Origin of the sequence: Ruania alkalisoli (assembly GCF_014960965.1) — a bacterium.
GTDB lineage: Bacteria > Actinomycetota > Actinomycetes > Actinomycetales > Beutenbergiaceae > Ruania > Ruania alkalisoli.
In genome coordinates this window covers 852,908-875,496 of the sequence record NZ_CP063169.1, presented here as the reverse complement: position 1 = coordinate 875,496, position 22,589 = coordinate 852,908, and the positions used below count along the sequence as shown (strand labels likewise).

Annotated in this window: 18 protein-coding genes; 5 read left to right on the top strand and 13 right to left on the bottom strand. The window is 68.7% G+C overall.

The window, feature by feature from the left end; genetic code table 11:
* Positions 1–2 precede the first annotated feature (2 nt).
* The 5 genes from tilS to dacB form a co-directional block, all read right to left on the bottom strand.
* Positions 3–1,058 carry a tRNA lysidine(34) synthetase TilS gene (gene tilS / locus IM660_RS03635; RefSeq protein ID WP_193498066.1) on the bottom strand — a complete coding sequence of 352 codons (1,056 nt, stop codon included), beginning with the start codon at positions 1,056–1,058 and terminating at the stop codon, positions 3–5.
* A complete protein-coding gene (locus tag IM660_RS03630; RefSeq protein WP_193498065.1) occupies positions 1,058–2,098 on the bottom strand; it encodes a zinc-dependent metalloprotease in 1,041 nt (346 codons plus the stop codon). Before IM660_RS03630 ends, tilS begins: the two co-directional genes overlap by 1 nt.
* A gap of 236 nt (positions 2,099–2,334) precedes the next feature.
* On the bottom strand, positions 2,335–3,960 hold the full coding sequence (locus IM660_RS03625) for an HNH endonuclease (protein ID WP_193498064.1): 1,626 nt from the start codon (positions 3,958–3,960) through the stop codon (positions 2,335–2,337).
* A 275-nt stretch (positions 3,961–4,235) separates the two neighbouring features.
* Complete coding sequence (locus IM660_RS03620; protein ID WP_193498063.1) at positions 4,236–4,895, bottom strand: hypothetical protein; 660 nt, start codon at positions 4,893–4,895, stop codon at positions 4,236–4,238.
* 340 nt (positions 4,896–5,235) lie between these two features.
* Complete coding sequence (dacB, locus tag IM660_RS03615) at positions 5,236–6,630, bottom strand: D-alanyl-D-alanine carboxypeptidase/D-alanyl-D-alanine endopeptidase (protein ID WP_193498062.1); 1,395 nt, start codon at positions 6,628–6,630, stop codon at positions 5,236–5,238.
* A 271-nt stretch (positions 6,631–6,901) separates the two neighbouring features.
* Between dacB and IM660_RS03610 the strand changes: the two genes are divergently transcribed.
* Both IM660_RS03610 and IM660_RS03605 read left to right on the top strand, forming a co-directional pair.
* Positions 6,902–7,417, top strand: a complete 516-nt coding sequence (locus IM660_RS03610) for an inorganic diphosphatase (protein ID WP_193498061.1) — start codon at positions 6,902–6,904, stop codon at positions 7,415–7,417.
* Positions 7,418–7,421: 4 nt separating this feature from the next.
* Positions 7,422–7,853 carry a hypothetical protein gene (locus tag IM660_RS03605; protein WP_193498060.1) on the top strand — a complete coding sequence of 144 codons (432 nt, stop codon included), beginning with the start codon at positions 7,422–7,424 and terminating at the stop codon, positions 7,851–7,853.
* A 6-nt stretch (positions 7,854–7,859) separates the two neighbouring features.
* Here IM660_RS03605 and IM660_RS03600 read toward each other — a convergent pair whose 3' ends face one another.
* A complete protein-coding gene (locus IM660_RS03600) occupies positions 7,860–9,266 on the bottom strand; it encodes a C40 family peptidase (RefSeq protein ID WP_193498059.1) in 1,407 nt (468 codons plus the stop codon).
* Positions 9,267–9,647: 381 nt separating this feature from the next.
* Here IM660_RS03600 and IM660_RS03595 point away from each other — a divergent pair, with 381 nt between their 5' ends.
* Both IM660_RS03595 and metX read left to right on the top strand, forming a co-directional pair.
* On the top strand, positions 9,648–10,994 hold the full coding sequence (locus tag IM660_RS03595; protein ID WP_193498058.1) for a bifunctional o-acetylhomoserine/o-acetylserine sulfhydrylase: 1,347 nt from the start codon (positions 9,648–9,650) through the stop codon (positions 10,992–10,994).
* A 50-nt stretch (positions 10,995–11,044) separates the two neighbouring features.
* Positions 11,045–12,232 carry a homoserine O-acetyltransferase MetX gene (metX, locus tag IM660_RS03590; RefSeq protein ID WP_425503879.1) on the top strand — a complete coding sequence of 396 codons (1,188 nt, stop codon included), beginning with the start codon at positions 11,045–11,047 and terminating at the stop codon, positions 12,230–12,232.
* Here the strand turns inward: metX and IM660_RS03585 are convergent.
* Entirely contained in the window at positions 12,219–13,217 is a 999-nt protein-coding gene (locus IM660_RS03585; protein ID WP_193498056.1) for a Gfo/Idh/MocA family protein, read from the bottom strand. The genes metX and IM660_RS03585 overlap by 14 nt on opposite strands.
* 19 nt (positions 13,218–13,236) lie before the next feature.
* Here IM660_RS03585 and IM660_RS03580 point away from each other — a divergent pair, with 19 nt between their 5' ends.
* On the top strand, positions 13,237–13,932 hold the full coding sequence (locus IM660_RS03580; protein WP_193498055.1) for a maleylpyruvate isomerase N-terminal domain-containing protein: 696 nt from the start codon (positions 13,237–13,239) through the stop codon (positions 13,930–13,932).
* Between the two features lie 7 nt (positions 13,933–13,939).
* On the opposite strand, the gene IM660_RS03575 is transcribed toward IM660_RS03580, so the two are convergent.
* The 6 genes from IM660_RS03575 to IM660_RS03550 are packed head-to-tail and all read right to left on the bottom strand — an operon-like array spanning position 13,940 to position 22,588.
* The gene (locus IM660_RS03575) at positions 13,940–15,982 is read right to left on the bottom strand and encodes a beta-galactosidase (RefSeq protein ID WP_193498054.1); all 2,043 of its coding nucleotides are present in this window, start codon (positions 15,980–15,982) and stop codon (positions 13,940–13,942) included.
* 15 nt (positions 15,983–15,997) lie between these two features.
* Positions 15,998–16,696: a YesL family protein gene (locus IM660_RS03570; RefSeq protein WP_193498053.1), complete on the bottom strand. Its 699-nt coding sequence runs from the start codon at positions 16,694–16,696 to the stop codon at positions 15,998–16,000.
* A 1-nt stretch (position 16,697) separates the two neighbouring features.
* Positions 16,698–18,344, bottom strand: coding sequence for an ABC transporter substrate-binding protein (locus IM660_RS03565; protein ID WP_193498052.1), 1,647 nt, complete (start codon positions 18,342–18,344; stop codon positions 16,698–16,700).
* Positions 18,345–18,396: 52 nt separating this feature from the next.
* Positions 18,397–19,308, bottom strand: coding sequence for a carbohydrate ABC transporter permease (locus tag IM660_RS03560; protein WP_193498051.1), 912 nt, complete (start codon positions 19,306–19,308; stop codon positions 18,397–18,399).
* The gene (locus tag IM660_RS03555) at positions 19,302–20,285 is read right to left on the bottom strand and encodes an ABC transporter permease (protein ID WP_193498050.1); all 984 of its coding nucleotides are present in this window, start codon (positions 20,283–20,285) and stop codon (positions 19,302–19,304) included. The genes IM660_RS03560 and IM660_RS03555 overlap by 7 nt, the downstream gene beginning before the upstream one ends.
* Positions 20,285–22,588, bottom strand: coding sequence for a beta-xylosidase/alpha-l-arabinosidase (locus IM660_RS03550; protein WP_193498049.1), 2,304 nt, complete (start codon positions 22,586–22,588; stop codon positions 20,285–20,287). The genes IM660_RS03555 and IM660_RS03550 overlap by 1 nt, the downstream gene beginning before the upstream one ends.
* Position 22,589: the final 1 nt, after the last annotated feature.

Here is a 22,589-nt window from a genome sequence, read left to right as displayed (position 1 = left end):
TCTCATTCAGGACCAGACGGGCCTGCGCTCAGCACAAGCCTGCCACAGGTCCGGGCGACGGTGATGCCGCCCGGCAGCTGAGCGGGACCTTGCCCGGACCACGCGGTGACGAGTGCATCGATCGCATCGATGTGCACCTGCCCCAGCACCCCGGAGGGTGCGCCGGCATCCAGCGCCAGTCTGCGCAGCACTCGCAGTCTGAGCGCGGTAGGGAGTTCACCAATCCGGCGTGCGTCCACGACGACGTCCCTTCCGTCGTCGGGATGCCTCGCCTCGAGGAGTTCGTACTGTTCGGCGGCGAGCCGGTCCAGCAGGTCGGAGTCCTCGCGCGCGAGGCGCGCCGTGCGCACCAGGCCGGCGCGCACACCGGGACCGAGTGCCTCGGTGAGAGCAGGCAGCACCCGGTGCCGCACCGATGCCCGGGGCAGGGGGCGCCCGTCGGCCGTACGCCACGGACCGTCGACGGCGTTGGTGGGGTCGTGCCAGACCGGCAGGCCGAGCGAGGCGCACGCGTCGTGGGTGTCGGCGCGTGACGCCGTCAGGAGTGGGCGCCAGAACCGTCCACGGACGGTGGCCATCCCCGCCAGCGAGCGGGTGCCGGACCCGCGTGCGAGCGCCAGCAGGACGGTCTCGGCCTGGTCGTCGGCAGTATGACCGAGCAGCACCGCTCGCGCGCCCTGTCGGTCGGCAGCCTCGCTGAGCGCCTGATAGCGGGCGTCCCGGGCAGTGGCCTCGGGGCCTTGTCCACCGGCGGTGACCGTGACGGTGAGCACCTCGGCAGGGTCGAGGCCCAGCTCGTCACAGCGCTGACGGGCCGTGGCCGCAGCCGTGGCGCTGCCTGGCTGCAACTGGTGATCGACGACGCAGGCACCAGCCCGGAGGCCGAGCCGCGGCGCCACGAAGGCCACGACGGCCGCGAGAGCCAGGGAGTCGGGCCCACCCGAGCAGGCCACCAGAATCAGGTCACCTCGCGCCAGGTCACCGGCGGTGAGTCGTTCGGCGAGGAACGTGCGGGTGGTGTGCCGCAGCCGGGCGACCGGGGCCGCTGGTCCGGGCATCAGCCGTGCACGCGCCGCACCCAGGCCGCCGGGTCGGCGATCTCACCTGGCCGGGGCAGGTGTTCCGGGGCGGCCCAGACAGCATTGAAGCCCTCGTGCCCGACCTGGTCCACGACGGCACGCACGAACACTGCACCATTGCGGTACTGCGCGAGCTTGGCGTCGAGCCCGAGCAGGCGGCGTAGCAGCAGGTCGAGCGGGCCTGTCCCGTCGCGCCGCTTCTCGAAGGCTTTGCGGATCTTCTTCACCGAGGGCACCACACGCTTCCCGACGGCGTCCATCACCACGTCTGCGTGGCCTTCCAGCAGGGACATCACTGCCACCGACTCCTCGACGGCGTCGCGTTCGTCCTCGGTGAGGACGGCATCCAGGAGTGCGCCGGCGGGTGCGTCCTTGCGTTCGCCGGTGATCACTCCCGGGAGGGCACGCAGGAGGTCCTGGAGGCGTCGGCCACCGTTCTCGGCGTCGGAGACGGTGGTCATGAGGGAGCGCATGGTGCTGCGCATGTGGTCGGCGAGCCAGGGGGCGGCGGCGAACTGGAGTGCATGCGTTTGCTCGTGCAGGCACACCCACATACTGAAGTCGCGCCGATCGGCACCGATATCGCGGTGGACGTGGAGGATGTTGGGGGCCACCAGCACGAGCCGCCCTGTGAACGGGTCGTACTGGCCCAGCACCTTCGCCGACAAGAGCGCCAGAAGAGCTCCCAGTTCCTCACCTGCAAAGCGGTCACCCCACATCGCGGACGGGCGGGGCAGTACATCGCCCACCGTGCCCTGCAGCATGGCGATATTCGCGGCGGCCCACCGTGGCCGATCCACCACGTAGACCGGGCCGGCGCCAGCCTGCAGGGCCGGCTCGAGCAGGCCGGTCACCGCTCCGACGTGCGCAGGTGCCTCCGCGGCGCAGGTGCGCAGTTCGGCGACGAAATCCGCCAGCGTCTCCCGGTCGACGCGCGGACCGGCCGGCACGATCGCGGCGGCGCGAGAGGCAGCGAGCTGCCAGTTGACGGCGTCCCGGCGGCCTGCTGTCTGCGTCATGCCTCCAGCGTACGGGTCGAAGTCTGGGGCGGTGTGTGCTCGCTGACGGGAGCGCATGGCCGGGGTGGGGTGGGCAACAGGGACAGTGTCGTGGCCGGGCAGTGAGCGAGCACACGGAGCGTCACGAGTAGGCGTCTCCGTGCCTGTCTATCCGTGCTTGCACCATCGCCCACCAGGATCACCGCATGCCGATATCCCCGTCGACGGGCGGGTCGGCGGGGTTCGGGGCGGGGTGGTCAGAAGGGTGGCGGGTCGGTGCTACTGGAACTGGGGTGTAGCTCTGCCGTTGGTCGCACCTGGTGGCGGCGGGTAGGCATAGCCCGGGCATTGGCTCTCATCGACGCGATAGCGATACGGCGGGTCTTGATCACCGGCTGACCCGGGGTACTCGTCACGCCGGGGAGTACGAATGTGCCCGCCGGGCTCACCAGATACGCCACCCGATCGGGCCCGGTCCAGTAATACATCCCCGGGCTGAGCAGCTCATACGTCCAGTCGGTGTGAGTCTTCACCCGGTGATGACGCCGACACAACACCGCCAGATTCCGTGAACTGGTGGGACCACCCTGCTCGTGTGGGGTGATGTGATCCACATCCCCCGTGCGAGCACTGCGCGGGCAGAACGGGAACCTACACCGCTGGTCGCGCAGGATCACCTGTTCACGCAACCTGGGACTGGCCTCATATGTGGACGCCGAATACTGATCGTTCAGATCGATCACCGGCCGCACCAACACCCGCCCCGCGCTCCCACACCAGGAACGCACCTGCTCAACCGTGACCGGCGAACGAGTGTTCTCACACCGGCCCACCACACCCCGACCGTGCTGGTCGAGGGCATCGGCCCGCAGGTGCAGGTACAGCATCACCGTGCGCCCCGTGGCCTCCAGACCCGTGGTGCCGGTGGCGGCCGGGTCCCCGGTCGTCTCGGCCGGGCCAGTGGGGGCACCAGCCCCGGCGGGCTCGGTGACGCACGCCCTGGTCGAGACACCCGGAACGGCTGAGCCACCCGGAGCATCCGCGGTCGCGGCCGGCGCCAACGTGGCCTTCCCACGGGCGAGGTCACCTAACGCGATCGAACGGCGTACATCCTCACTCGCATCCGGCATGAGGGTCTTCAACCCGGCGGCGCGGGCTGCCACGGCCGCTTCCAGGTCCAGCGCGTCAGCCACACCCAACCCGCCATCAAAGGCCACCACAGCGCCCGCGCTGGGGTCAGCGGCCGTGGCGAGATCACCCAGGCGAATGTCCACCCGCCGGCCCTCCAATGCGGCCTGCTGGTCGCGTTCAGCCCGGTCGGGATCGAAGGACTCCATCGCCGCGGTGACGGTGCGCTCGATCTGGCCCGACGAACACGACCCGATCGTCCACGCCACCTGGGAGTCCACCCACGCTGCCCCATCGGCGGGGAGTCGCTTCGTCAACCGGGTCACTGCCCGGGCCCGGGTGATGCTGACCTGCCCGGCCCGCACCCGGCCCCACAGGGTCGGCAACCGGTAGGCCAACTCGACTACGGTGCCGACGTACCCCAGGGCGGCTTCGTTCGACATCCCCAACGCCGCCGCCAACGACACAAACCCTAGATCCGACACCCACGGAGCACCCGCACCCGCCAACCGCATCGGCTCCTGCGTACCCGGCAAACCGGCATGCACATCCGGATCGAACACCCCACCGCCGTCGACCACGTCATCGGGGGAGACCTCACCCGGGATAATCGCCCCCTCCCTCACCCACGCCAGGACGAGTTCAGCCCGCTCGACCTCCACCGCGCGAGCCGCCACCCCAGTAGCCCGCACCGCAGCCAACAAACCCTTCCCGGCCGGAACCGAGAAGCTGTCGTGAGCTGCTGTCGAGGTCATGAAAACACTCTCCCACCCACCACTGACATCGCCCGGTTCGCCCAGGTCAGAGCAGGCAAGATCCCTCCAGCAACCATGCCGGCAGCTGCACACGCCAATGGATCCGTAGCCCCGCGTAGCCTTCGCGCGATGACACCATCACTACAGGCGACCGAATCCGAGAAACTAGCCCACGCACCTATCGACGCCATGAGCCATAAGGTCCGACCGACCACCGACACCGGTGCCGCACACACCCACTCCCCCGCCGATCTTCCCCGGCCGGACCACCGGCGCTATCGGCTCCCCAGCCGCCGATAGAGGCGCTCACGACGCCGAAGTTCCGAGGCGAACGCAGGCGCATCGGTGTAGGTCGCCTTGATATACGGAGCAGACCCGAAGCGCCCAAATCCCAGCCGCTTCATGCCCAGCCCGCCGGCATGCGATCCCTGCCGCGCCAAGATGAGTTGCGGACGACGCTTCAGGTGCGAGCGCATGACGCGACGCAGGACGGCAAGACCAAGGTCAATCTGAGCCGCCAGGTCGAAGCCATGCACCATCGATACATACATGGCATCACTTGCGTCGATCGAGTCCGCGATGTCTGTGGCAAGGATGTGCCGGCCGTAAGCAATCTCGCCTGACTTGATCCGCTCAACCGTCACCGGGCGGAGGGCGAGGAGGATCGCGTACCCCACTAGCCGTCGCTCACCACTCACCATCCGCTCGATACACCACACGGCATCGCGCTGAGCCTCAAGGTAGGAGGCAAGTTCGGAGCGGTCGTAGAACAGATCCTCACCGATCGCGTCCTTACCGGCCTGAGCAACTGCAATCAGATCCTGACCGCCGGCCAAGCGAACCGAACTCGGCTGGCCGATTTTCGCGAGCAGGTCATCGGCCCCGGAATCTCCAGTTGCGCCTTCTTCGACTGACGATACCGACGTATGCGTCACCGCAACACCTCGATCTACGTCGCGCACATCGAGAGTTCGCAGCGCCGTCTCACGATGCCGTCGGCGACGTCGCGAGGTGGCCACCCACGCGCCGATCGAGGAGGCGCCAAGTGCCACGAATCCCACCACGCTCAACGAGACAGCGAGAATCTGCCACACTCCCCGCGCACCAGCGAGGTCGAGGATGGTGGCAATCGCGAAACTCACCGAGGAAACGGCAAGAACTGACGAACGCAACACCTCTTGGAACGATCGACCTAGCACGGCTGGATCCTACTGGGCTGGCCATACCGTCATAGGACAGCCGCTTGCGGGTTCACATTCATCCACAGACTCGACATCAACGACACCCGCACTCCGCCACCGAGGAGATCCACTCGTCCACGGCGATCCGCGCCAGATAGGCAGAGCCGCGATCGAAGTCGTTGGCCAGCACGGTGAAGGCGAGCAGACGTCCGTCCTCCGTGGTGACCATCCCAGTGAGCGCCACGACCTGTGGCAGGGTCCCGGTCTTGGCTCGTACGACGCCCGTCGCTGCGGTGTCGGTCAGCCTGCTGTTCAGGGTTCCCTCGAGTCCGGCCACGGGCACAGCCGCGAGCAACGATGTCAACTCTGGATGGGATCCATCGGCCGCCAATCGCACCGCATCGGTGAGCAGCCGCGGCGTCACGACACTTTCCGAACTCAACCCGGAGGTGTCAGACAGCGAATTTCCCGATGTGTCCAGCCCGAGATCTGCCAGCACTGCGAGCACGGCCTCCCCTGCGCCGGCGAAACTCGCCTCATGCCCGGTCGCCACCGCCGTCATGCGCCCCAGCGCCTCGGAGAGCACGTTCTCGGACTGCTGCATGGTGAACGCCACCAGGTCGCGCAATGGCGCGGACTCCACAGCGCCGAGCTCACTCGCCCCGTCCGGCGCGGCCACCCGCTGCACATCGCCGGTCACGCTGATGCCCTCGCCCGCGAGAGCATCAGCGAACGTCTCCGCCGCGTCCAACGCCGCATCCGAGGACCGCACCGATGTGCCGTCCCGCCGTCCGATGTCCACGGCGATCGGCGCCATCGGCATCGCCCAGCCACCCGAGAGATCCACCGGGCCCCACCGCGGCGCCAGTCCCGGCCCGGTGAACAGCGTGTCGTCCAAGCTCACCTGCACCTCGGTGCGCCCCTGGGCGGCGAGCTCGGTGGCCACCTCCGCCGCCAGGTCCCCCAGGCCCGCATGCCCGACGACGGAGCTCGGGTCTCCCTCCTCCGCCGCCAGGGTGAGGTCTCCCCCGGCGACCAGGGTGACGACGTCGACACCGTCGCCGTTCCCGCCGTCGACCACCGAGGTGACGAACCGGTGCTGGTCGCCGTAACTGGCCAGCACTGCCAGTCCGGTCAGAAGCTTCAGACTCGAGGCCGGCACGTACGACTCAGCGGCACGCGCGCCGTAGAGATCCTCACCCGTGAGGACATCGGTGACCAGCACACCCGGCGCTGGTCCGACCGCACCACTGGAGACCAGTGATGAAGCGAGCGCGGCGAGTTCCTCGGTGCTGGGCACGGGCGCCTCCCCCGACAGGGAGGGGACCTGGTCCGGTGCCGCTGTCAGTCCCGCGGCGGCAACCTCGGGGAACGGCTCGGCGTCGGGCCACGGCGGCGTCCGGGTCAGCACGCCGGGCACCACATCGTTGGCGTCCAGGGCTGCGTAGCCCCCCAGCAGGAGCACGAGCAGCACGGAGAGCGCAGTCATCCGGCGGCGCCGGTAGACGCGGCGGCGCGCCGCTGCCCGAGCAGCCTCACGCGCGGCCGGGGATGAGGGCCGGCGGCGTGGCGCGGGCGGGCGACCGGACGCCGTCGTGCGAACTGGTCGCGGCGAACCCTGCTGAGACACTGACCCTCCCTCCGGCAACGTCGATCTTCCCTCGTGACAAGCGTGGTTCTCACCCCGCGTCGTGTCCACGAAGGGCGCCAGCGTAGGCCACACTAGGGGTAGCACACCCAGCGAGCGGAAGAGACAGGCCGTGGAATTCGACGTCACCATCGAGATCCCCAAGGGGCAGCGGAATAAGTACGAGGTGGACCACGAGACCGGGCGCATCCGGCTCGACCGGATGCTCTTCACCTCCACCCGCTATCCGGACGACTATGGCTACATCGACGGCACGCTCGGCGAAGACGGCGACCCGCTGGACGCCTTGGTGCTGCTGGAGGAGCCGACCTTTCCTGGCTGCCTGATCCGGTGCCGCGCACTGGGGATGTTCCGTATGCGTGACGAGGCGGGCGGTGACGACAAGGTGCTGTGCGTGCCGGTCGGGGACCAGCGCGCGAGCTGGCGCAGCGACATCGACGACGTCTCCGAGTTCCACCGGCTGGAGATCCAGCACTTCTTCGAGGTCTACAAGGACCTCGAGCCCGGCAAGTCCGTCGAGGGAGCCCACTGGGTCGGCCGCGAGGCCGCAGAACAGGAGATCCGTAACTCCTTCACCCGCGCCGAGGAGACCGGGTACACCCACCCGCAGCCGCACATCGGGCACTGAGCCGATGCCGCCGCGGGACCGGGCGGCGCCGGATCTCAGTCGGGCGGAACTCCTGCAGCAAACCCCTCAGGCGATCCGCGCTGCGTTCGGGGACGACGCGTGGCTGCTGGTGGACCTGTGGGCGGTCAGCGAGCCGGTGGTCGACGTGCCGGTGGCGGCCTTCGACTGGTTGCTCGACCTACCGCTGTGGCAACGCGACGGCAGGCGCTTTCAGGTCTCACCGCGCGACGTGCTGGCGACACCCTTCCACTACCCCGATCATCTGGCACGCGTGCGCGCGGCCGATCGCGCCTATCCGGTGCACGCGGTCGAGCGGCAGGGTGGCCTGGTCATCCTGGACGGGTACCACCGCCTTCTCGGGGCCATCCTCGACGGCGCACGTTCCGTTCCGGCGATCGTGCTCACGCCCGCACAGCTCGCCTCGCTCAGTACCTGAGCGAGCTCAGGGCCGCCCGGCCATCGGGAGCACGTTCGCCCACCACATCGAGGTGTACTGCACTCCGGTGGAGGGGTTGCCTGCGTGCACCCGCATCCCGTTGCCGGCATACATGGCCACGTGGTAGACGCCACTGGCCCGGCCGTTGCTGGAGTAGAAGATCAGGTCGCCCGGGCGGATCTGGCCGATCGGCACGTTCGCGGTGGCCCGGTACTGATCACCGGACGTGCGCGGCAGATGGATGCCGACCGAGCGGTAGGCCGCTTGAGTCAACGAGGAGCAGTCCCAGGCATCCGGGCCTCTGGCACCGAGCACGTACCGGTCGCCGACCTGCGTCATCGCCCAGTTCACCGCACCCTGGCCGGCGCTGGCGGGCGTGGATGGTGGATCGGGCTGAGGCTCCGGTTCTGGCTCCGGCTCGGGCTCAGGATCCGGCTCAGGCTGCGGTTCGGGGCTGGGTTCCGGTTCCGGGCTGGGTTCCGGCTCGGGCTCTGGCTGCGGTTCGGGACTGGGTCGAGGGTCCGGACTCGGAGCAGGATCCGGCGAGGCGCTCTGATCGGACTCAGACCGACCTGAGTCAGACTGGCCCGAACCGGACTCGTCCCGATCGTCCTCACGCTCCGTGGCGGGTGCACCGATCGCTGCGGCAGCCGCGGCGTTCTCCCGTTCACGGCGCTCAGCATCGAGCGCATTCTGGCGCTCCTCCTCGAGCTCAGCGGTGGTGTTGCGCAGCGCCGCGAGCTCCACGATCAACGAGTCCCGCTCCGCCTCATTGTCGGCCACGACGTTCTCAGCCGTCAGTGCTGCCGCGTCGGCCTCCCGGGACGCCTCCTCGAGATCGGCTGCTGCCGCCTCGGCATCGGCGAGCGCCTGATCAGCTCGGGTCTGCATGACGTCGGCGACCCGCTCGGCGGCGTCGAGCCGCTGATAGGCCTCGTCCGCGTCGCCGCCGAGCATCCGGAAGGTCGTGGCGCTCTCGATCGCATCGTCGAGACCGTCGGCAGAGAGGAAGATGCCGATCTGTTGCAACTCGCCACCGTTGCGGTAGGCGGCGTTCGCGATCCGGGCGACATCCCGGCTGGCCGCGGCTACGTCGTCATCGGCCTGGGCCGCTGCATCGGCTGCGGCATCAGCGTCAGCTTGAGCCTGGTCACGCTCGACGGCGGCCTGGTTGTACTTTTCCGCCGCGATCGCCGCCGCCATCTGCGACTCGTCACGGGCCGCAGCATTCGCGGCCAGCCGCACTTCGAGCGCCGCAATCTGGGCGGCCGTGTCATCGACGGCGTCCTGCGCATCCTCAATGTCATCGTCGCTCGGTACGTCGGCCAAGGCCGGGGAGACCAGCAGACCGAGGGAGAGCGCGACAGCACCCAGCGCCGCAGCAGCTGGTCGCCAGACCTTCTGTACTCGCACCAACGTCTCCTCGATCAGGGATAGTCACCAGCCACGAAACGCCGACGAACCGACACCCACTCGGCGTGTCGTGTTGACGCGGCTGCCGTGACCGCTCCCCAAGGTAGTCGATGTAGCACCGAATGTGAACACCAGGCGCAATAGTCACAGTAGTCACATCTGCCACAGCCATCGATCATCACGCCGTGCGCTCACACCGGAAGAATCCGCGATGTGAGACGTTGCCGTCAGCCAGATGAGATCACCGCCGCCGGACCGTACTGTGACGATATGGACCGCCGAGCGCCGCGCTGACGCGCACGCTCAGCCCGATCACGCTGGGTTCGAGGGCTTGGAGATGTCGAGCCCACTCATCCCGGCCCCCGATGAAGGAGACCCGCGATGACCGCCGACTGGCACTTCGAGACCCGTCAGATCCACGCTGGGCAGACAGCCGACTCCGATCACGGCGCACGCGCCGTGCCGATCTACCAGTCCACCTCGTTCGTGTTCGAGAACACCGATCAGGCGGCCAACCGGTTCGCCCTGGCCGAGCTCGGCCCGATCTACACCCGGCTCAACAACCCGACCACGGCCGTGGTCGAGGACCGGATCGCCTCCCTCGAAGGTGGCGTCGGCGCCCTCCTGGTCGCCTCCGGCCAGGCAGCCGAGACGCTCGCCATCCTCAACGTGGCCGAGGCCGGCGACCACGTCGTCGCCAGCTCGTCCCTGTACGGCGGCACCTACAACCTGCTCCACTACACGCTGCCGAAGCTGGGAATCACCGTGAGCTTCGTCAACGATCCCGACAACCCGGACGCGTGGCGCGCTGCTGCGCAGGAGAACACCAAGGTGTTCTTCGGCGAGACCATCCCCAACCCCAAGGGTGACGTGCTCGACATCGCCGCCGTGGCCGCCGTCGCGCATGAGGTCGGTGTGCCCCTCATCGTCGACAACACCGTGGCGACCCCCTACCTGGTGCGCCCGTTCGAGCACGGAGCGGACGTCGTCGTGCACTCGGCCACGAAGTACCTCGGCGGTCACGGCACTTCGATCGGCGGCGTCATCGTGGACGCCGGATCGTTCAACTACGCCGACAACCCGGAGAAGTTCCCCAACTACAACACCCCGGACCCGAGCTACCACGGCCTCGTCTACGCCCGCGACCTGGGCGAGGGTGGCGCGTTCGGGGTCAACATGTCCTTCATCCTGAAGGCGCGCGTGCAGCTGCTGCGCGACCTCGGACCGGCGATCTCGCCGTTCAACGCCTTCCTGCTGCTGCAGGGCATCGAGACCCTCTCGCTGCGGATGGACCGGCACGTGGGCAGCGCCCAGAAGGTGGCCGAGTTCCTCGACGCCCGCGCCGATGTGCTCTCGGTGAACTACGCCGGGCTCCCCTCCAGCCCGTACTACGCCCTCGCCCAGAAGTACGCTCCGAAGGGCCCCGGTGCGGTGCTCGCCTTCGAGATCGAGGGTGGCCTCGAGGCGGGGAAGGCCTTCGTGGATGCACTCGAGCTGCACTCGCTGGTAGCCAATATCGGTGACGTGCGCTCGCTGGTGATCCACCCTGCCTCCACCACACACAGCCAGCTGACGGCGGACGAACAGTCCGCGAGCGCCGTCACCCCCGGCCTGGTGCGCTTGTCAGTGGGACTGGAGCACCTAGGCGACATCCTCGCCGACCTGGAGCGTGGCTTCGAGGCGGCTGCCGCCGTGCGTTCCGGCGCCGCGGCGACCGCGAGCGCCTGAGCCACTGCGCGCGTGTGAACCGCAGAGCAATTACCGTGGACCCCGTGACCATCGAGAAGGGCGAGCAGAGCGCGCCGGCTCGGCGCTCCCCTGGGCGCCGTCGCGCCCCGGAGACGCCCATCCCTGCGTCCGGAGCCTGGCGTGACGGCGATCCGGTCGGGGAACGTCGGTTCGTCGATCTGGGTCCATTGCATCTGGAAGCCGGCGGACGCCTGCCGCACGTGCGCCTCGCATACCAGACCTGGGGCGAGCTGAACGCCGCCGGGGACAACGCGATCCTGGTGCTGCACGCACTCACCGGTGACGCGCACGTCACGGGCGAAGCAGGGCCGGGGCACCGTTCGCCGGGCTGGTGGTCGTCGACTGTGGGCCCCGGCAAGACGATCGACACCGACCGCTTCTTCGTGGTGGCACCCAATGTGCTCGGCGGGTGCCAGGGCAGCACCGGCCCGGCCTCCGACGCTCCGAACGGCACCCCGTGGGGCAGCCGGTTCCCGTATGTGACCGTACGGGACCAGGTCGCGGCCGAGGTCGAACTGGCCGACCGGCTCGGGATCGGACAGTGGAAACTGGTGATCGGCGCCTCGATGGGTGGTCACCGAGTGCTCGAATGGGGCCTGATCGCACCCGAGCGGGTGGCGGCGCTGGCCGCGATCGCCACCTGTGCGCAGACCTCGGCTGACCAGATCGCCTGGGCTCACGCCCAGATCGGTGCGATCCGGGCCGATCCGCGCTACCGCGGCGGGGACTACTACGACGCCGCCGACGGGGACGGACCGCACACGGGCCTGGGCATCGCGCGGCAGATCGCGCACACCACCTACCGGAGTGCGGAGGAGCTGGACGAGCGTTTCGGCCGGTTGCCGCAGGGTGGGGAGAACCCGCTGGGTGGTGGCGGACGGTTCGCGGTCCAGTCCTACCTCGACCACCATGCGGACAAGCTGGCGCGTCGATTCGATGCGAACAGTTATGTGGTGCTGACCGAGTCGATGCTCACCCACGACATCGGACGTGACCGCGGCGGCGTGGAGGCGGCCCTGGCGACGCTGCCCATGCCCACGCTCGCGCTGGCGGTGCGTTCGGACCGGCTGTTCCCGCCGTCCCAGTCGGCACGGATCGCCCGTGGTGCGCCGCACGGGATCTACCGCGAGCTCGACTCCCCCTACGGGCACGACGGCTTCCTCATCGAGGACGACCAGCTCGTACCCATCCTGGCCGAGCTTCTCAGCGTTCTGTAAAACGCACCCCGAGCTGATCGGCCGCTTCCTCCAGCACCGCCTGCACGGCGAGCGTGTCCGCGAGCGGCATCACGTCGCTCTCGGTGCGCCGCTCGGCCAGGCAGCGTCCCACCTCGATGAACTCCTCGGCATAGCCGGCTCCCGACGGCGGCAGCTGCTCGCGCAACGGATCCTCACCTTGGCGGTGCAGCACCAGGGAGACAGGGTGGTGGAACCGCGGCGGGATGTCGATCCAGCCGTGCGTGCCGTAGATGCGGGCCTGCCCCGGCAGGGGCATGTGGAAGGACGTGTGCAGGGTGGCGCTGCGACCGTCGTCGTAGCCGAGCAGGATGCCCGCCTCACCGTCCACCCCGGTCTCCAGCCGGGAGCCGGTCGCGACCACGCGGTCCGGGGTGCCGAGGATGTGCTGGGCGAAGGAGACGACGTACACGCCCAGGTCCAGCAGGGTGCCGCCGCCGAGTTCGAGGGAGAACATCCGGTCGTCCGGGTCGAACTCCCGACGCACGCCCAGGTCGGCCTGGACGGCACGGACCTCGCCGATCGCGCCGTCGGTGATCAGGCTCTTCGCGGCCCGGACGGCTGGTTGGAAGCGGGTCCACATCGCCTCCATCGCGAACACCTGGTGATGGCGGGCTGACTCGACAACCCGGCGGGCGCCGTCGAGGGTGGCGGTGAAGGACTTCTCCACCAGCACCGCCTTGCCTGCCTCGATGGCGGCGATGGCCTGGCTCGCGTGGTCGGTGTGCGGGGTGGCGATGTAGACGGCGTCCACCTCGGGGTCGGAAAGCAGCGCGTCGTAGCCGGCGTGTGCGCGGACCGCATGCCCGGACCGCTCTGCGTGCCGAGCCGCGAACGCTTCGGCCCGCTCGCCCGATCGCGAGCCCACCGCCACCAGGGCACCTCCTCGCACATGCTCGAAGTCGGCCGCCACCTTCTCGGCGATCCGACCCGGGCCGAGGAATCCCCATCGCGTCTGTGCATCCATATCTGAGACGCTATCGCCCATGGTGACGTTGACGCGATACTGCGACGAGCTGCGCGACCAGTGGGACCTCCTGCGCGAGCGCCTGGACGATGTCGGCAGTGACGTGCTCGCCACACCGAGCTCCCTGCCCGGCTGGACCGTCGGGGACCTGATGGCGCACCTGGGCCGTGCCCTGGACGCCATCACTGCCTGCGAACCGGACCCATCCGCGGAGCCGTTGAGCGTAGCCGACTACCTCTCCTCCTATGCCGCTGATGCCGATCGGATCGACCGCGTCACCCGGGAGATGTCCCAGCAGATCGCGGATGACCCGCTCGCCGGCCTCGACGCGGTGGCCGAGCGGGCCTTCGCCCACCTCGACGCCCTCGCCCAGCAGGGCGATGTGGTGGTCCGGGGGCGGCGCGGAGCCATCAAACTTCCCGACTTCGTGCTCACCCGGCTGATCGAACTGGTGGTGCACGGATACGACCTGGCACCGGCACTCGCCGCCCCGGCACCGGTGGATGCCGGGGCACGCCAGCTGGTGGCGCAGGCGTTCGCGCAGGTGGTCGCTGATCGCACCGGCGTCACGGTGCTAGTGGATGACGCCGCGGTGTGGATCCGGGTGGCCTCCGGGCGCGGCACCTGGGACGAGGTGACCACCAGTCAGGCCCTGCGCCCCGAGTTCCTCAGCGACGGCCTGACCGACCTGCGCTCCATCCTGCCGTTGCTCTGACGACCTCTCAGGCCTCGCGTAGCACCAGCACGTCCGTCGGCTCGAACCGCAACGACTGGCCGGCGGCAATCTGCGTACCCGAGAGCAGATCCGTGCCGCCGAGGTGCGCGGTCACCTCCACCGGCTCGCCGCCGTGGTTCAGCAGGAAATGGGTGCGCACGACCCGGCCGTCGACGTCACGCTCGCGCACCGCGTGCTCCAGCCGGCCTGCGTAGGGCCCGACGAGGTCATACCCGCCCAGGATCTGGCGCACGATCGCACCCAAGCCCGACTCGTCGAGACCTGCGCCGATGTACCAACCGGCGCCCTCCCCCACCCGGTGCCTGGTGACCGCAGGCGTCCCGGTGTAGAAGTCCGATCCGTAGGTCCCCACGATCTCGGCACCCGCCGGCACGATCAGCTCCATCACCTGGTCGGCTGGGGAGACCACCGGCCCGGCGTCCAACGTCAGCGTCACCGGGTTCGTCACCCCCGGTTCGGCCGAGTCGATCTCCTCCACCCGGATTCCGAAGGTCGGCGCGAGCGGCCCCGGGGCGTCCATCGGGTAGGCGTTGGTGGACTCGTCCACGCGCCCGGCCCAGAACGAGGTCACCACGGTGCCACCACGGGCGGCGACGGCGTGCAGTCGCTCGGCCACATCGTCCTTGAGCAGGTGCAGCAACGGAGCGAGGACGACGTCGTAGCCAGTGAGGTCCGCCGTCATCGGCACCACATCCACATCCGCTCCGGCAGCCCAGACGGCACCGTAGTACCGCAACACGGTGGCCAGATAGGAGACGTTGCGGTTGAGTCCGTCGGTGATCTCGGTCGTCCACCAGTTGTCCCAGTCGAAGATCAGAGCGACCTTGGCCGGAGTCCGGGCGCCGATTACCGCCTCACCCAGCTGCTCGAGCTGTTCACCGAGTGAGGCGATCTCCCGGAACGGGCGGGAGTCGGTGCGACCGGCGTGGTCGAGCACCGCACCGTGGAACTTCTCGCAGGCTCCCCGGGAGGCGCGCATCTGGAAATACAGCATCGCGTCGGCGCCGTGGGCGATCCCCTGCCAGGACCACAGGCCGAGCACCCCGGGCCGCTTGACCGGGTTGACGCCACGGCTGGCCGTCATGGTCGGTGTCTGCTCCATCACCCAGAACGGCTCGCCGCCCTTGAGCCCGCGCATCAGGTCGTGGGTGAAGGCCATGCGCACGTGCTGATCGCGCCCGGGCGGGTAGTTGTCCCAGGAGGCGAAATCGAGCTCCTCGCTCCACCGGTGATAGTCCAGCGGGCGGAAGGCACCCATGAAGTTCGTGGTGACCGGAGTGTGGGGATCGTGGGCGCGGATCCGCATCTTCTCGGCCCGGTAGTTCGCCAGCAGCGCCTCGGACATGAAGCGCCGGTAGTCGAGGGTGTTGCCCTGGAACGCCGTGTGGTGGGGACCCTTCCAGTGCTCGCTGAGAGCGTTCGGCACCTGGATTTGTGCGACGTCGGTGTAGCGGTGGGACCAAAACGTGGTGTTCCAGGCCTCGTTGAGAGCGTCCAGGGATCCGTAGCGCTCCATCAGCCACTCCCGGTACGCGGCAGCGCAGTTCTCGCAATAGCACGACCCGTCCGGTCCGCCGTACTCGTTGCCGACATGCCAGGCGACCAGACCAGGGGTGCCGGTGTAGCGCTCGGCGATGCGGTCGGCCAGTGCGGCGGACAGGCGCTGGAACACCGGCGAACTCGGGCAGTGGTTGTGCCGCTGGCCGTAGGTGTGACGCCGACCCTCGAAGTCCACCCGGTTCACCTCCGGGTACTGGTGCCCCAACCACGGCGGCATCGCACCGGTCGCGGTCGCGAGCACGATCTTCCGGCCACCGGCCACGGCGCGTTCCACCGCGGCGTCGAGTGCGGTGAAGTCGTAGGTCTGCTCGTCGGGCTGCAGCAGCGACCAGGTGAACACCCCGAGGGTCAGGGTGTCGATGCGCGCCTGGTCGAAGGCCGCGTAGTCAACCTCCCAGACGTCTGGGGTCCACTGCTCGGGGTTGTAGTCGCCACCGTAGAGAACCTTGGGCGTGCGGGGGGCGGACATGGAGCTCCTTGCGGATCAGGGGGTGGTGTAGTGGCGTTCGATGTGGTCGATCAGAGGTGCGTCGGCGTGCCGCAGGGCCAGGGCGAACAGGGCGCCGAGCAGCACGAGCACGCCGTCCCCGGCGAGCCAGAGCACCCCGACGGCGCAGATCACCAGGGCGAGCACGCTCACCGTGGCTCCGGGGAGCCGGAAGGTGTGGTGGACGGCCAGGCGGATGGTGTCCCGGGTGCGGAAGGAGAAGAAGGTGGCGATCACCAGGGCCTGCACGCCCGCCAGCACCGCGATGAGGGCGAGGACGGCGAGCGGCGTGAGGTACCCGCGCGGGGCGCCGCCGGCCAGCACCGCCAGTGCGGAGGATCCGAGCAGCGCCAGCACCGCCAGCACCGGAACCCACACGCGCAGCACGTCCCCGAACCCGGAGGCGTAGCCGCGCCGGAAGGCCCGCCAGGGGGCAGCCTGCTCTTCCCCGGTGACGCGCTCTCGCCACGCGTAGAGCGTGGCCGAGAACGCCGGTCCGACCGGGATCAGGGCGAGGGCACCGAACAGCGGCGAGCCTGCGCCGTCGAGAAGGCTCACGATCACCAGTCCCGGCGCAGAGGCGACGCCGCAGCAGACGGTGAGCACGAGTGCCCAGTGCAGTGCCAGCGTGGTACGGCCGAGCACACCTCGCCCCGGTTCCCCGGGGAGGGGTGTACCCGGCCGTGCCTGCGTCACCTCACTCGACCCCGGCGGCGGTGTTGGTGAGCTCGACGTAGTCGTTCATGCCGGCACCCTCGAGCTCGGCCACGAAGTCGTCCCACTCCGCCATCGGCCGCTGGCCGAGGATGAACGCCGCCGTGTTCTGCATGACGATGTCCTCCAGTGCGGCCTGCTGCAGCGAGGCCTGCTCCCGCTCGAGCTCGTCCATGAGGATCGCGGGGCCCGGGTCGGCGACCTCCTTCTCGTTCATCGCCGCCCGGAAGTCGACCACCTCGGGCCGGAGCATGGAGTCCAGCAGATCCTGGGTGGATCCGTGCGCGAGCATCCATACCCCGTTGTGGTAGCCGTAGTCGGTGTTCAGTGCCTCCGGTGCACCGGGGTTGAGGCCGTTGATGTCAATGTTCTCGGCCAGCGTGCGCGAGCCGTCGCCCGAGGTGGTGTAGGTCTCGCCCTCGACACCCCACTTGGCGAACTCCAGGCCCTCGTCGGAGTAGTAGAGCCAGTCCACGAACTGCAGCATGGCGACGAAGTTGTCATTCTGCGCGGCACTGGAGGAGAAGACGATCCCGGATTCGAACCGGCCCCCGGTGGAGGAGTCCATCCGGTTCCCGGCCGGGCCGGCGGGGACCACGATCTGACGCAGCTCGGCGCCCTCGACACCGGCGTCATCCAACGCTGTGCGGTAGCCGAGGATCTCCTGATCGTTGGAGCCGATCGCGGCCGACTGGCCGTTGACGAGCTTCGCCTTCGCCGAGTCGTCATCCTGGGTGAGGGACTCGGGATCCATCAGGCCGCGGTCGACGAGGTCGGCGAAGTACCCGATCAGATCACGGTAGCCGTCCTGGGCGCCGGTGTACTCGTACTCGGAGCCGTTCCAGGTCACGCCGTCACCGTAGCCCCATCCCGCCTCGGTGCCGAAGTTGCCGGCGGCGGCCTGCAGCGTGGCCTCGATCGGCCCGTTCATCGACCATCGATCGGAGTAGGGGTAGTCGATCTCGGGGTAGGTCTCGGCGATCGTCTCGAGCTGGTCGGCGAACTCCTCCCAGGTCTCGGGATCCTCCGTGAGACCAGCGCCTTCCCACAGATCCTGCCGGATGGCGATCGTGTAGGTGGGCTTGGGGTTCTCCAGCAGCCCGGGCAGCACGTAGAAGCTGCCGTCCTCCTGCCGGGTGCGGTCGAGGTCCTCGGTCAGACCCCACTCCTCCACCTTGGCGGTGAAGTTGGGCATGTGCTCCAGGTACTCCGAGATCGGCAGCAGTGTGCCGGAGGCGACGAACTGATCGGCGTCGGCCACGTAGGTGGAGGGAACGATGTCCGGGGCGTCCCCGGCGGCGAGCAGTAGGTTGCGCCGGTCGTTCCAGTCCGAGAGGGGGACGTTCACCATGTCGAAGGTGACGTTCTGGTTCTCCTCCAGCTGCTGCAGGATGTCCCAGTCCTCCTGGAAGGCGTAGTTCGGGTGGTCCCGGTAGAGCAGACTGAAGGTCACCGGCTCGGTGGCCGCGAAGGTGGTCCCGGCCTCGAAGTTCTCCATCGCGCCAACGGCCCCGAGCTCCTCAGGTGCTTCCTCACCTCCCCCACCGACGCTGTCGGTGGAGCACGCGGTGAGCGCGAGCCCGGTGATCATGGCGCCCGCGACGAGCGCGGAGCGGCGATTCCTTCTCATTCTTTCCTCCTGGGAACGTCCTCGTTCGGTTCGAGGTGGGTGGTGGCGAGACTCAGCCCTTGACGGAGCCGAGCATCACTCCGGACACGAAATAGCGCTGGATGAAGGGGTAGACGCACACGATCGGCAGCACGGTGAGCACCATCGTCACCGCCTGCACATTCGCGGCGATCTGGGCGCTGTCTGCGCCCAGGGATTCGGTGCTGGTGGCCGCGGCGAGCAGGTTCCGCAGGTACACGGTCACCGGGTACAGATCGGATCTGTCCATGTACAGAAACGCCTGGAACCAGTTGTTCCAGAACGAGACTGCGTAGAAGAGCACCATCGTGGCGATGACCGCCTTGCTCAGCGGCAGCACGATCCGGCCGAAGATGCCGTACGTCGTCAGGCCATCGATCGAGGCCGCTTCTTCGAGATCCTTCGGGAAGTTCTCGAAGAAGGACTTCATGATCAGCAGGTTGAAGATGCTGATCGCGTTCGGGATGACGATCGCCCAGATGGTGTTCTTGAAGCCGAGGGAGTTGATCAGCAGATAGTTCGGGATCAGGCCGCCGTTGAAGAACATCGTGAACACGGCCATACCGATGAAGAAGGTGCGCCCGCGCAGCTCACGGCGGGAGAGGGCGTAGGCGAAGGTGGTCGTCAACGCCATCGCGATCACAGTCGCCACCACGGTGTAGACCACGGTGTTGCGGTAGTTGAGCCAGAACATCTCATCGCTCATCACCGCGGTGAACGTGGTGGTGTTGAAGCCGCGCGGGATCAGGTTCACCTGCCCGGCCACGATGTAGCCCTCGGAGCTGAAGGCCTTCGCCACGAGGTTCACGAAGGGATACAACGTCAGTGCGGCGACGAGCAGCAGCACGGTGGTGTTCACCACCTGGAAGACGCGATAGCCACGGGAGTCGGCCACGGTGGTGGGCCGCACGCGGGTCAGGTCGGGGGACTGGTTCGTGGTCACCACAGGGAGCTCCCGGAGACTCGGCGGGAGATCGCGTTCGCGGTCATCACCAGGGTGACCCCGATGAGTGCCTCGAACAGGCCGATCGCAGTGGAGTAGGAGTAACTGCCGGAGCCGATGCCCACCCGGTACAGGTAGGTGGCGATCACATCGGCGGTGGGATACAGCAGCGGGTTGTACAGCAGCAGGATCTTCTCGAACCCGACGGCCATGAACTGACCGATGTTGAGGATCAGCAGCACCATCATCGTGGGCCGGATGCCCGGCAGGGTGATGTGCCACGTCTGCAGCCAACGTCCGGCACCGTCGATGCGGGCCGCCTCGTAGAGCTGGTCGTCGATGGTGGTCAGCGCTGCCAGGTACAGGATCGTCCCCCAGCCGACGGTCTGCCAGATCTCGGAGCTGATGTAGATCGTGCGGAACCAGTCCGGATCCTGCATGAAGGAGATCGGTTCGCCGCCGATCGCCTCGATCAGCTGGTTGACCGAACCGTTGAGGGAGGTCAGCTGCAGCACCATCCCGGCCACGATCACGATCGACATGAAGTGCGGCAGGTAGCTGACGGTCTGCACGAACCGCTTGAAGAAGCGTGTGCGCACCTCGTTGAGCATGAGGGCGAGGATGATCGGCAGTGGGAAGACGATGAGCAGCGTCAACGAGCCCAGGACCAGGGTGTTGGTGAACACCCGCCAGAAGGTCGGGTCGTTCAGGAACTGCTCGATGTAGTGCAGTCCCACCCACTCGTCACCGAAGATCGACCCGCCGGGGCGGAACCTGCGGAAGGCGATGATGTTCCCGGCCATCGGGGTGTACTTGAAGACGAGCAGGTACACGATCGGCAGCACCAGGAAGGTGTAGAGCCGCCAGTCGCGTCTGATCGAGCGCCGCAGGCTCGGGCGGCCGTCCCGACGGCGGCCCTTGCGCGGGCGATCCGGTGGGGCTTGGGCCGGGGCGCTCCTCGGCGTGGTCACCGCAGCCATCAGTTCACCTCCACGTGAACGGCCGAGAACAGCTCACGGTCGTGGCCGACCGTGCGAACAGGGCCCACGAGGTCGAGCTCGAGGGTGCTCTGGACGTCTCCGGCGGATCGCGCCAGCCGCAGCTGCATGCGCCCGGGTTCGACGATGCGCTGCAGGTCGCGACCAGTGAACGCGGTGACGTCGGCCGGCACCTCGAAGGTCACGGTTGCCTGCTCGCCGGCCTCGAGGTCGAGCCGGGCGAAGCCGACGAGCCGCACCACGGGGCGGGTGACCTGGGCGACGGGGTCGTGCAGGTAGAGCTGGACCACCTCGGTGCCCGCACGCTCGCCGGTGTTGCGGACCTGCAGCGTGAGCCTCGCGCTGCCGGCGGTGTCCCAGACCGGATCTGCCACCTGGGCCGGTGTCCAGTCGAAGCTGGTGTAGGTCAGGCCGTGGCCGAACCAGTACGCGGGTGTGGTGTCGATGGTGGTGACCGAGCTGGGCCGCCCGAGTGGCGGGGTCAGGTAGGTGCCGGGTCCGCTGCCCGGTTCGGCGGGGATGCTGAGCGGCAGGCGCCCTGAGGGCGCGATCTCACCGGTGAGGATCTCCGCCAGTGCCTGCCCCCCGCGCTGCCCGGGGAAGAAGCCCCAGACGACGGCGCTCGCCCGGTCCGCGACCTCACCCAGCGCGTAGGGCCGGCCGCTGAGGACCACCACGACGACGGGGGTTCCGGCGGCGAGCAGGGCCTCCAGCAGCTCCTGCTGCTTGCCCGGCAGACGTAGGTCGCGCGCATCGCACCCCTCACCGGAGGTGCCCCGGCCGAACAAACCGGACCGGTCCCCGACCACGGCGACGCAGACGTCGGCCTGTGCGGCTGTCGTGACGGCCTCGGCGATTCCGCTGGTATCGGGGTCGGTGACGTCGACACCACGGGCATGGGTCGCGTTCGTCCGGGTGCGCAGCTCGGCAAGCACCGTGGGGATGTCGATACCCATCGCCCGCTCGGGGTGGCGCACCCCGACGTGGGCGGGGAACGAGTAGCACCCGAGCATGGCGTAAGGGTCCTCTGCCAGTGGGCCCACCACCGCGACCCGGCGCTCCCGGGCCAGGGGCAGAACGCCGTCGTTGGCCACAAGCACGAGCCCTTCCCGGGCGAGCTGGAGCGCCAGCTGCTGACTCTCGGCGTCGTCGAGCACCACCGGGCCGGCCGGTTCGGGGGTGTAGCCGGCGTCCAGCAGGCCGAGCTCGATCTTCTGGGCGAGCACGCGACGCACCGCCCGGTCGATGAGCTCCTCGGGCACGTCCCCCGCACGGACGGCCTCGACCAACGAGGGGTAGGCGTCGGCCGAGGGCAGCTCGACGTCGACGCCGGCACGCAGGGCGAGTGCGGCAGCTTCAGCCGCGTCACCGGCCACGCCATGCAGGCTCTGCAGGAAGCGCACGCCGAAGTAGTCGGCCACGACGGTCCCGTCAAAGCCCCATTCCTCGCGCAGCAGCCCGGTCAGGAGACGCTCGTCGGAGGCGGTGGGAACGCCGTCGATCTCGGTGTAGGAGTGCATCACCGAGCGCGCCCCTGCGCGCAGAGCCGCCTCGAACGGCGGGAGGATGACGTCGGCCAGCTCCCGTGGCCCCATCGAGACCGGAGCGAGGTTGCGTCCGGCGCGCGAGGCGGAGTAGCCAGGGAAGTGCTTGAGAGTGGCGACGATCCCGGACGACTCCAGACCGCGGACATAGGCAGCACCCATGGCGCTAACGAGATACGGATCCTCCGAGATGGTCTCCTCCACCCGGCCCCACCGGTAGTCGCGAGCGACGTCGAGCACCGGCGCGAGACCCTGATGCACACCGGCAGCGCGCATCGAGACGCCGATCCGTGCGGCCATCTGCGCGATCAGCTCGGGGTCGAAGGTCGCACCCCAGCTGGGTGGCACCGGGTAGGCGGTGGCCTTCCAGGCGGCGAAACCCGCCAGGCACTCCTCATGCACGAGGGCGGGGATGCCCAGCCGCTGGGCGGCCATGATCTCCCGCTGCGAGGCCGCAAGACCCCGAGCTCCAGCCTCTGGCTCCACCGGCACGGTTCCGAACGGGCGCGTCAGCTGGCCGAGTCCGTACTGGATCGCCCGCTCCCAGGAGACCGGCTCCGTGGCCATCTCCGACTGCTGCGGCGCCACATCCCCGGTCTCGGGGTTGGCCCCGACCCACAGACCGACGAGCTGGGCCACCTTCTCCTCGAGGGTGAGGTCCTCGAGAAGGGCGTCCACGCGGGAGGTCACCGGCAGGGTGTCGTCCTGCCAGCGGGTATCGGCGTCGGCGTGCAGCGCCATC

What these genes read in the sequence shown, in the direction of transcription:
- IM660_RS03580 (WP_193498055.1), top strand. Translation starts at nt 13,237, where the DNA reads ATGGTGACGTTGACGCGATACTGCGACGAGCTGCGCGACCAGTGGGAC.
- IM660_RS03555 (WP_193498050.1), bottom strand. Translation starts at nt 20,285, where the DNA reads ATGGCTGCGGTGACCACGCCGAGGAGCGCCCCGGCCCAAGCCCCACCG.
- IM660_RS03605 (WP_193498060.1), top strand. Translation starts at nt 7,422, where the DNA reads ATGCCGCCGCGGGACCGGGCGGCGCCGGATCTCAGTCGGGCGGAACTC.
- IM660_RS03585 (WP_193498056.1), bottom strand. Translation starts at nt 13,217, where the DNA reads ATGGATGCACAGACGCGATGGGGATTCCTCGGCCCGGGTCGGATCGCC.
- IM660_RS03575 (WP_193498054.1), bottom strand. Translation starts at nt 15,982, where the DNA reads ATGTCCGCCCCCCGCACGCCCAAGGTTCTCTACGGTGGCGACTACAAC.
- IM660_RS03550 (WP_193498049.1), bottom strand. Translation starts at nt 22,588, where the DNA reads ATGGCGCTGCACGCCGACGCCGATACCCGCTGGCAGGACGACACCCTG.
- IM660_RS03565 (WP_193498052.1), bottom strand. Translation starts at nt 18,344, where the DNA reads ATGAGAAGGAATCGCCGCTCCGCGCTCGTCGCGGGCGCCATGATCACC.
- IM660_RS03625 (WP_193498064.1), bottom strand. Translation starts at nt 3,960, where the DNA reads ATGACCTCGACAGCAGCTCACGACAGCTTCTCGGTTCCGGCCGGGAAG.
- tilS (WP_193498066.1), bottom strand. Translation starts at nt 1,058, where the DNA reads ATGCCCGGACCAGCGGCCCCGGTCGCCCGGCTGCGGCACACCACCCGC.
- dacB (WP_193498062.1), bottom strand. Translation starts at nt 6,630, where the DNA reads ATGACTGCGCTCTCCGTGCTGCTCGTGCTCCTGCTGGGGGGCTACGCA.
- IM660_RS03595 (WP_193498058.1), top strand. Translation starts at nt 9,648, where the DNA reads ATGACCGCCGACTGGCACTTCGAGACCCGTCAGATCCACGCTGGGCAG.
- IM660_RS03630 (WP_193498065.1), bottom strand. Translation starts at nt 2,098, where the DNA reads ATGACGCAGACAGCAGGCCGCCGGGACGCCGTCAACTGGCAGCTCGCT.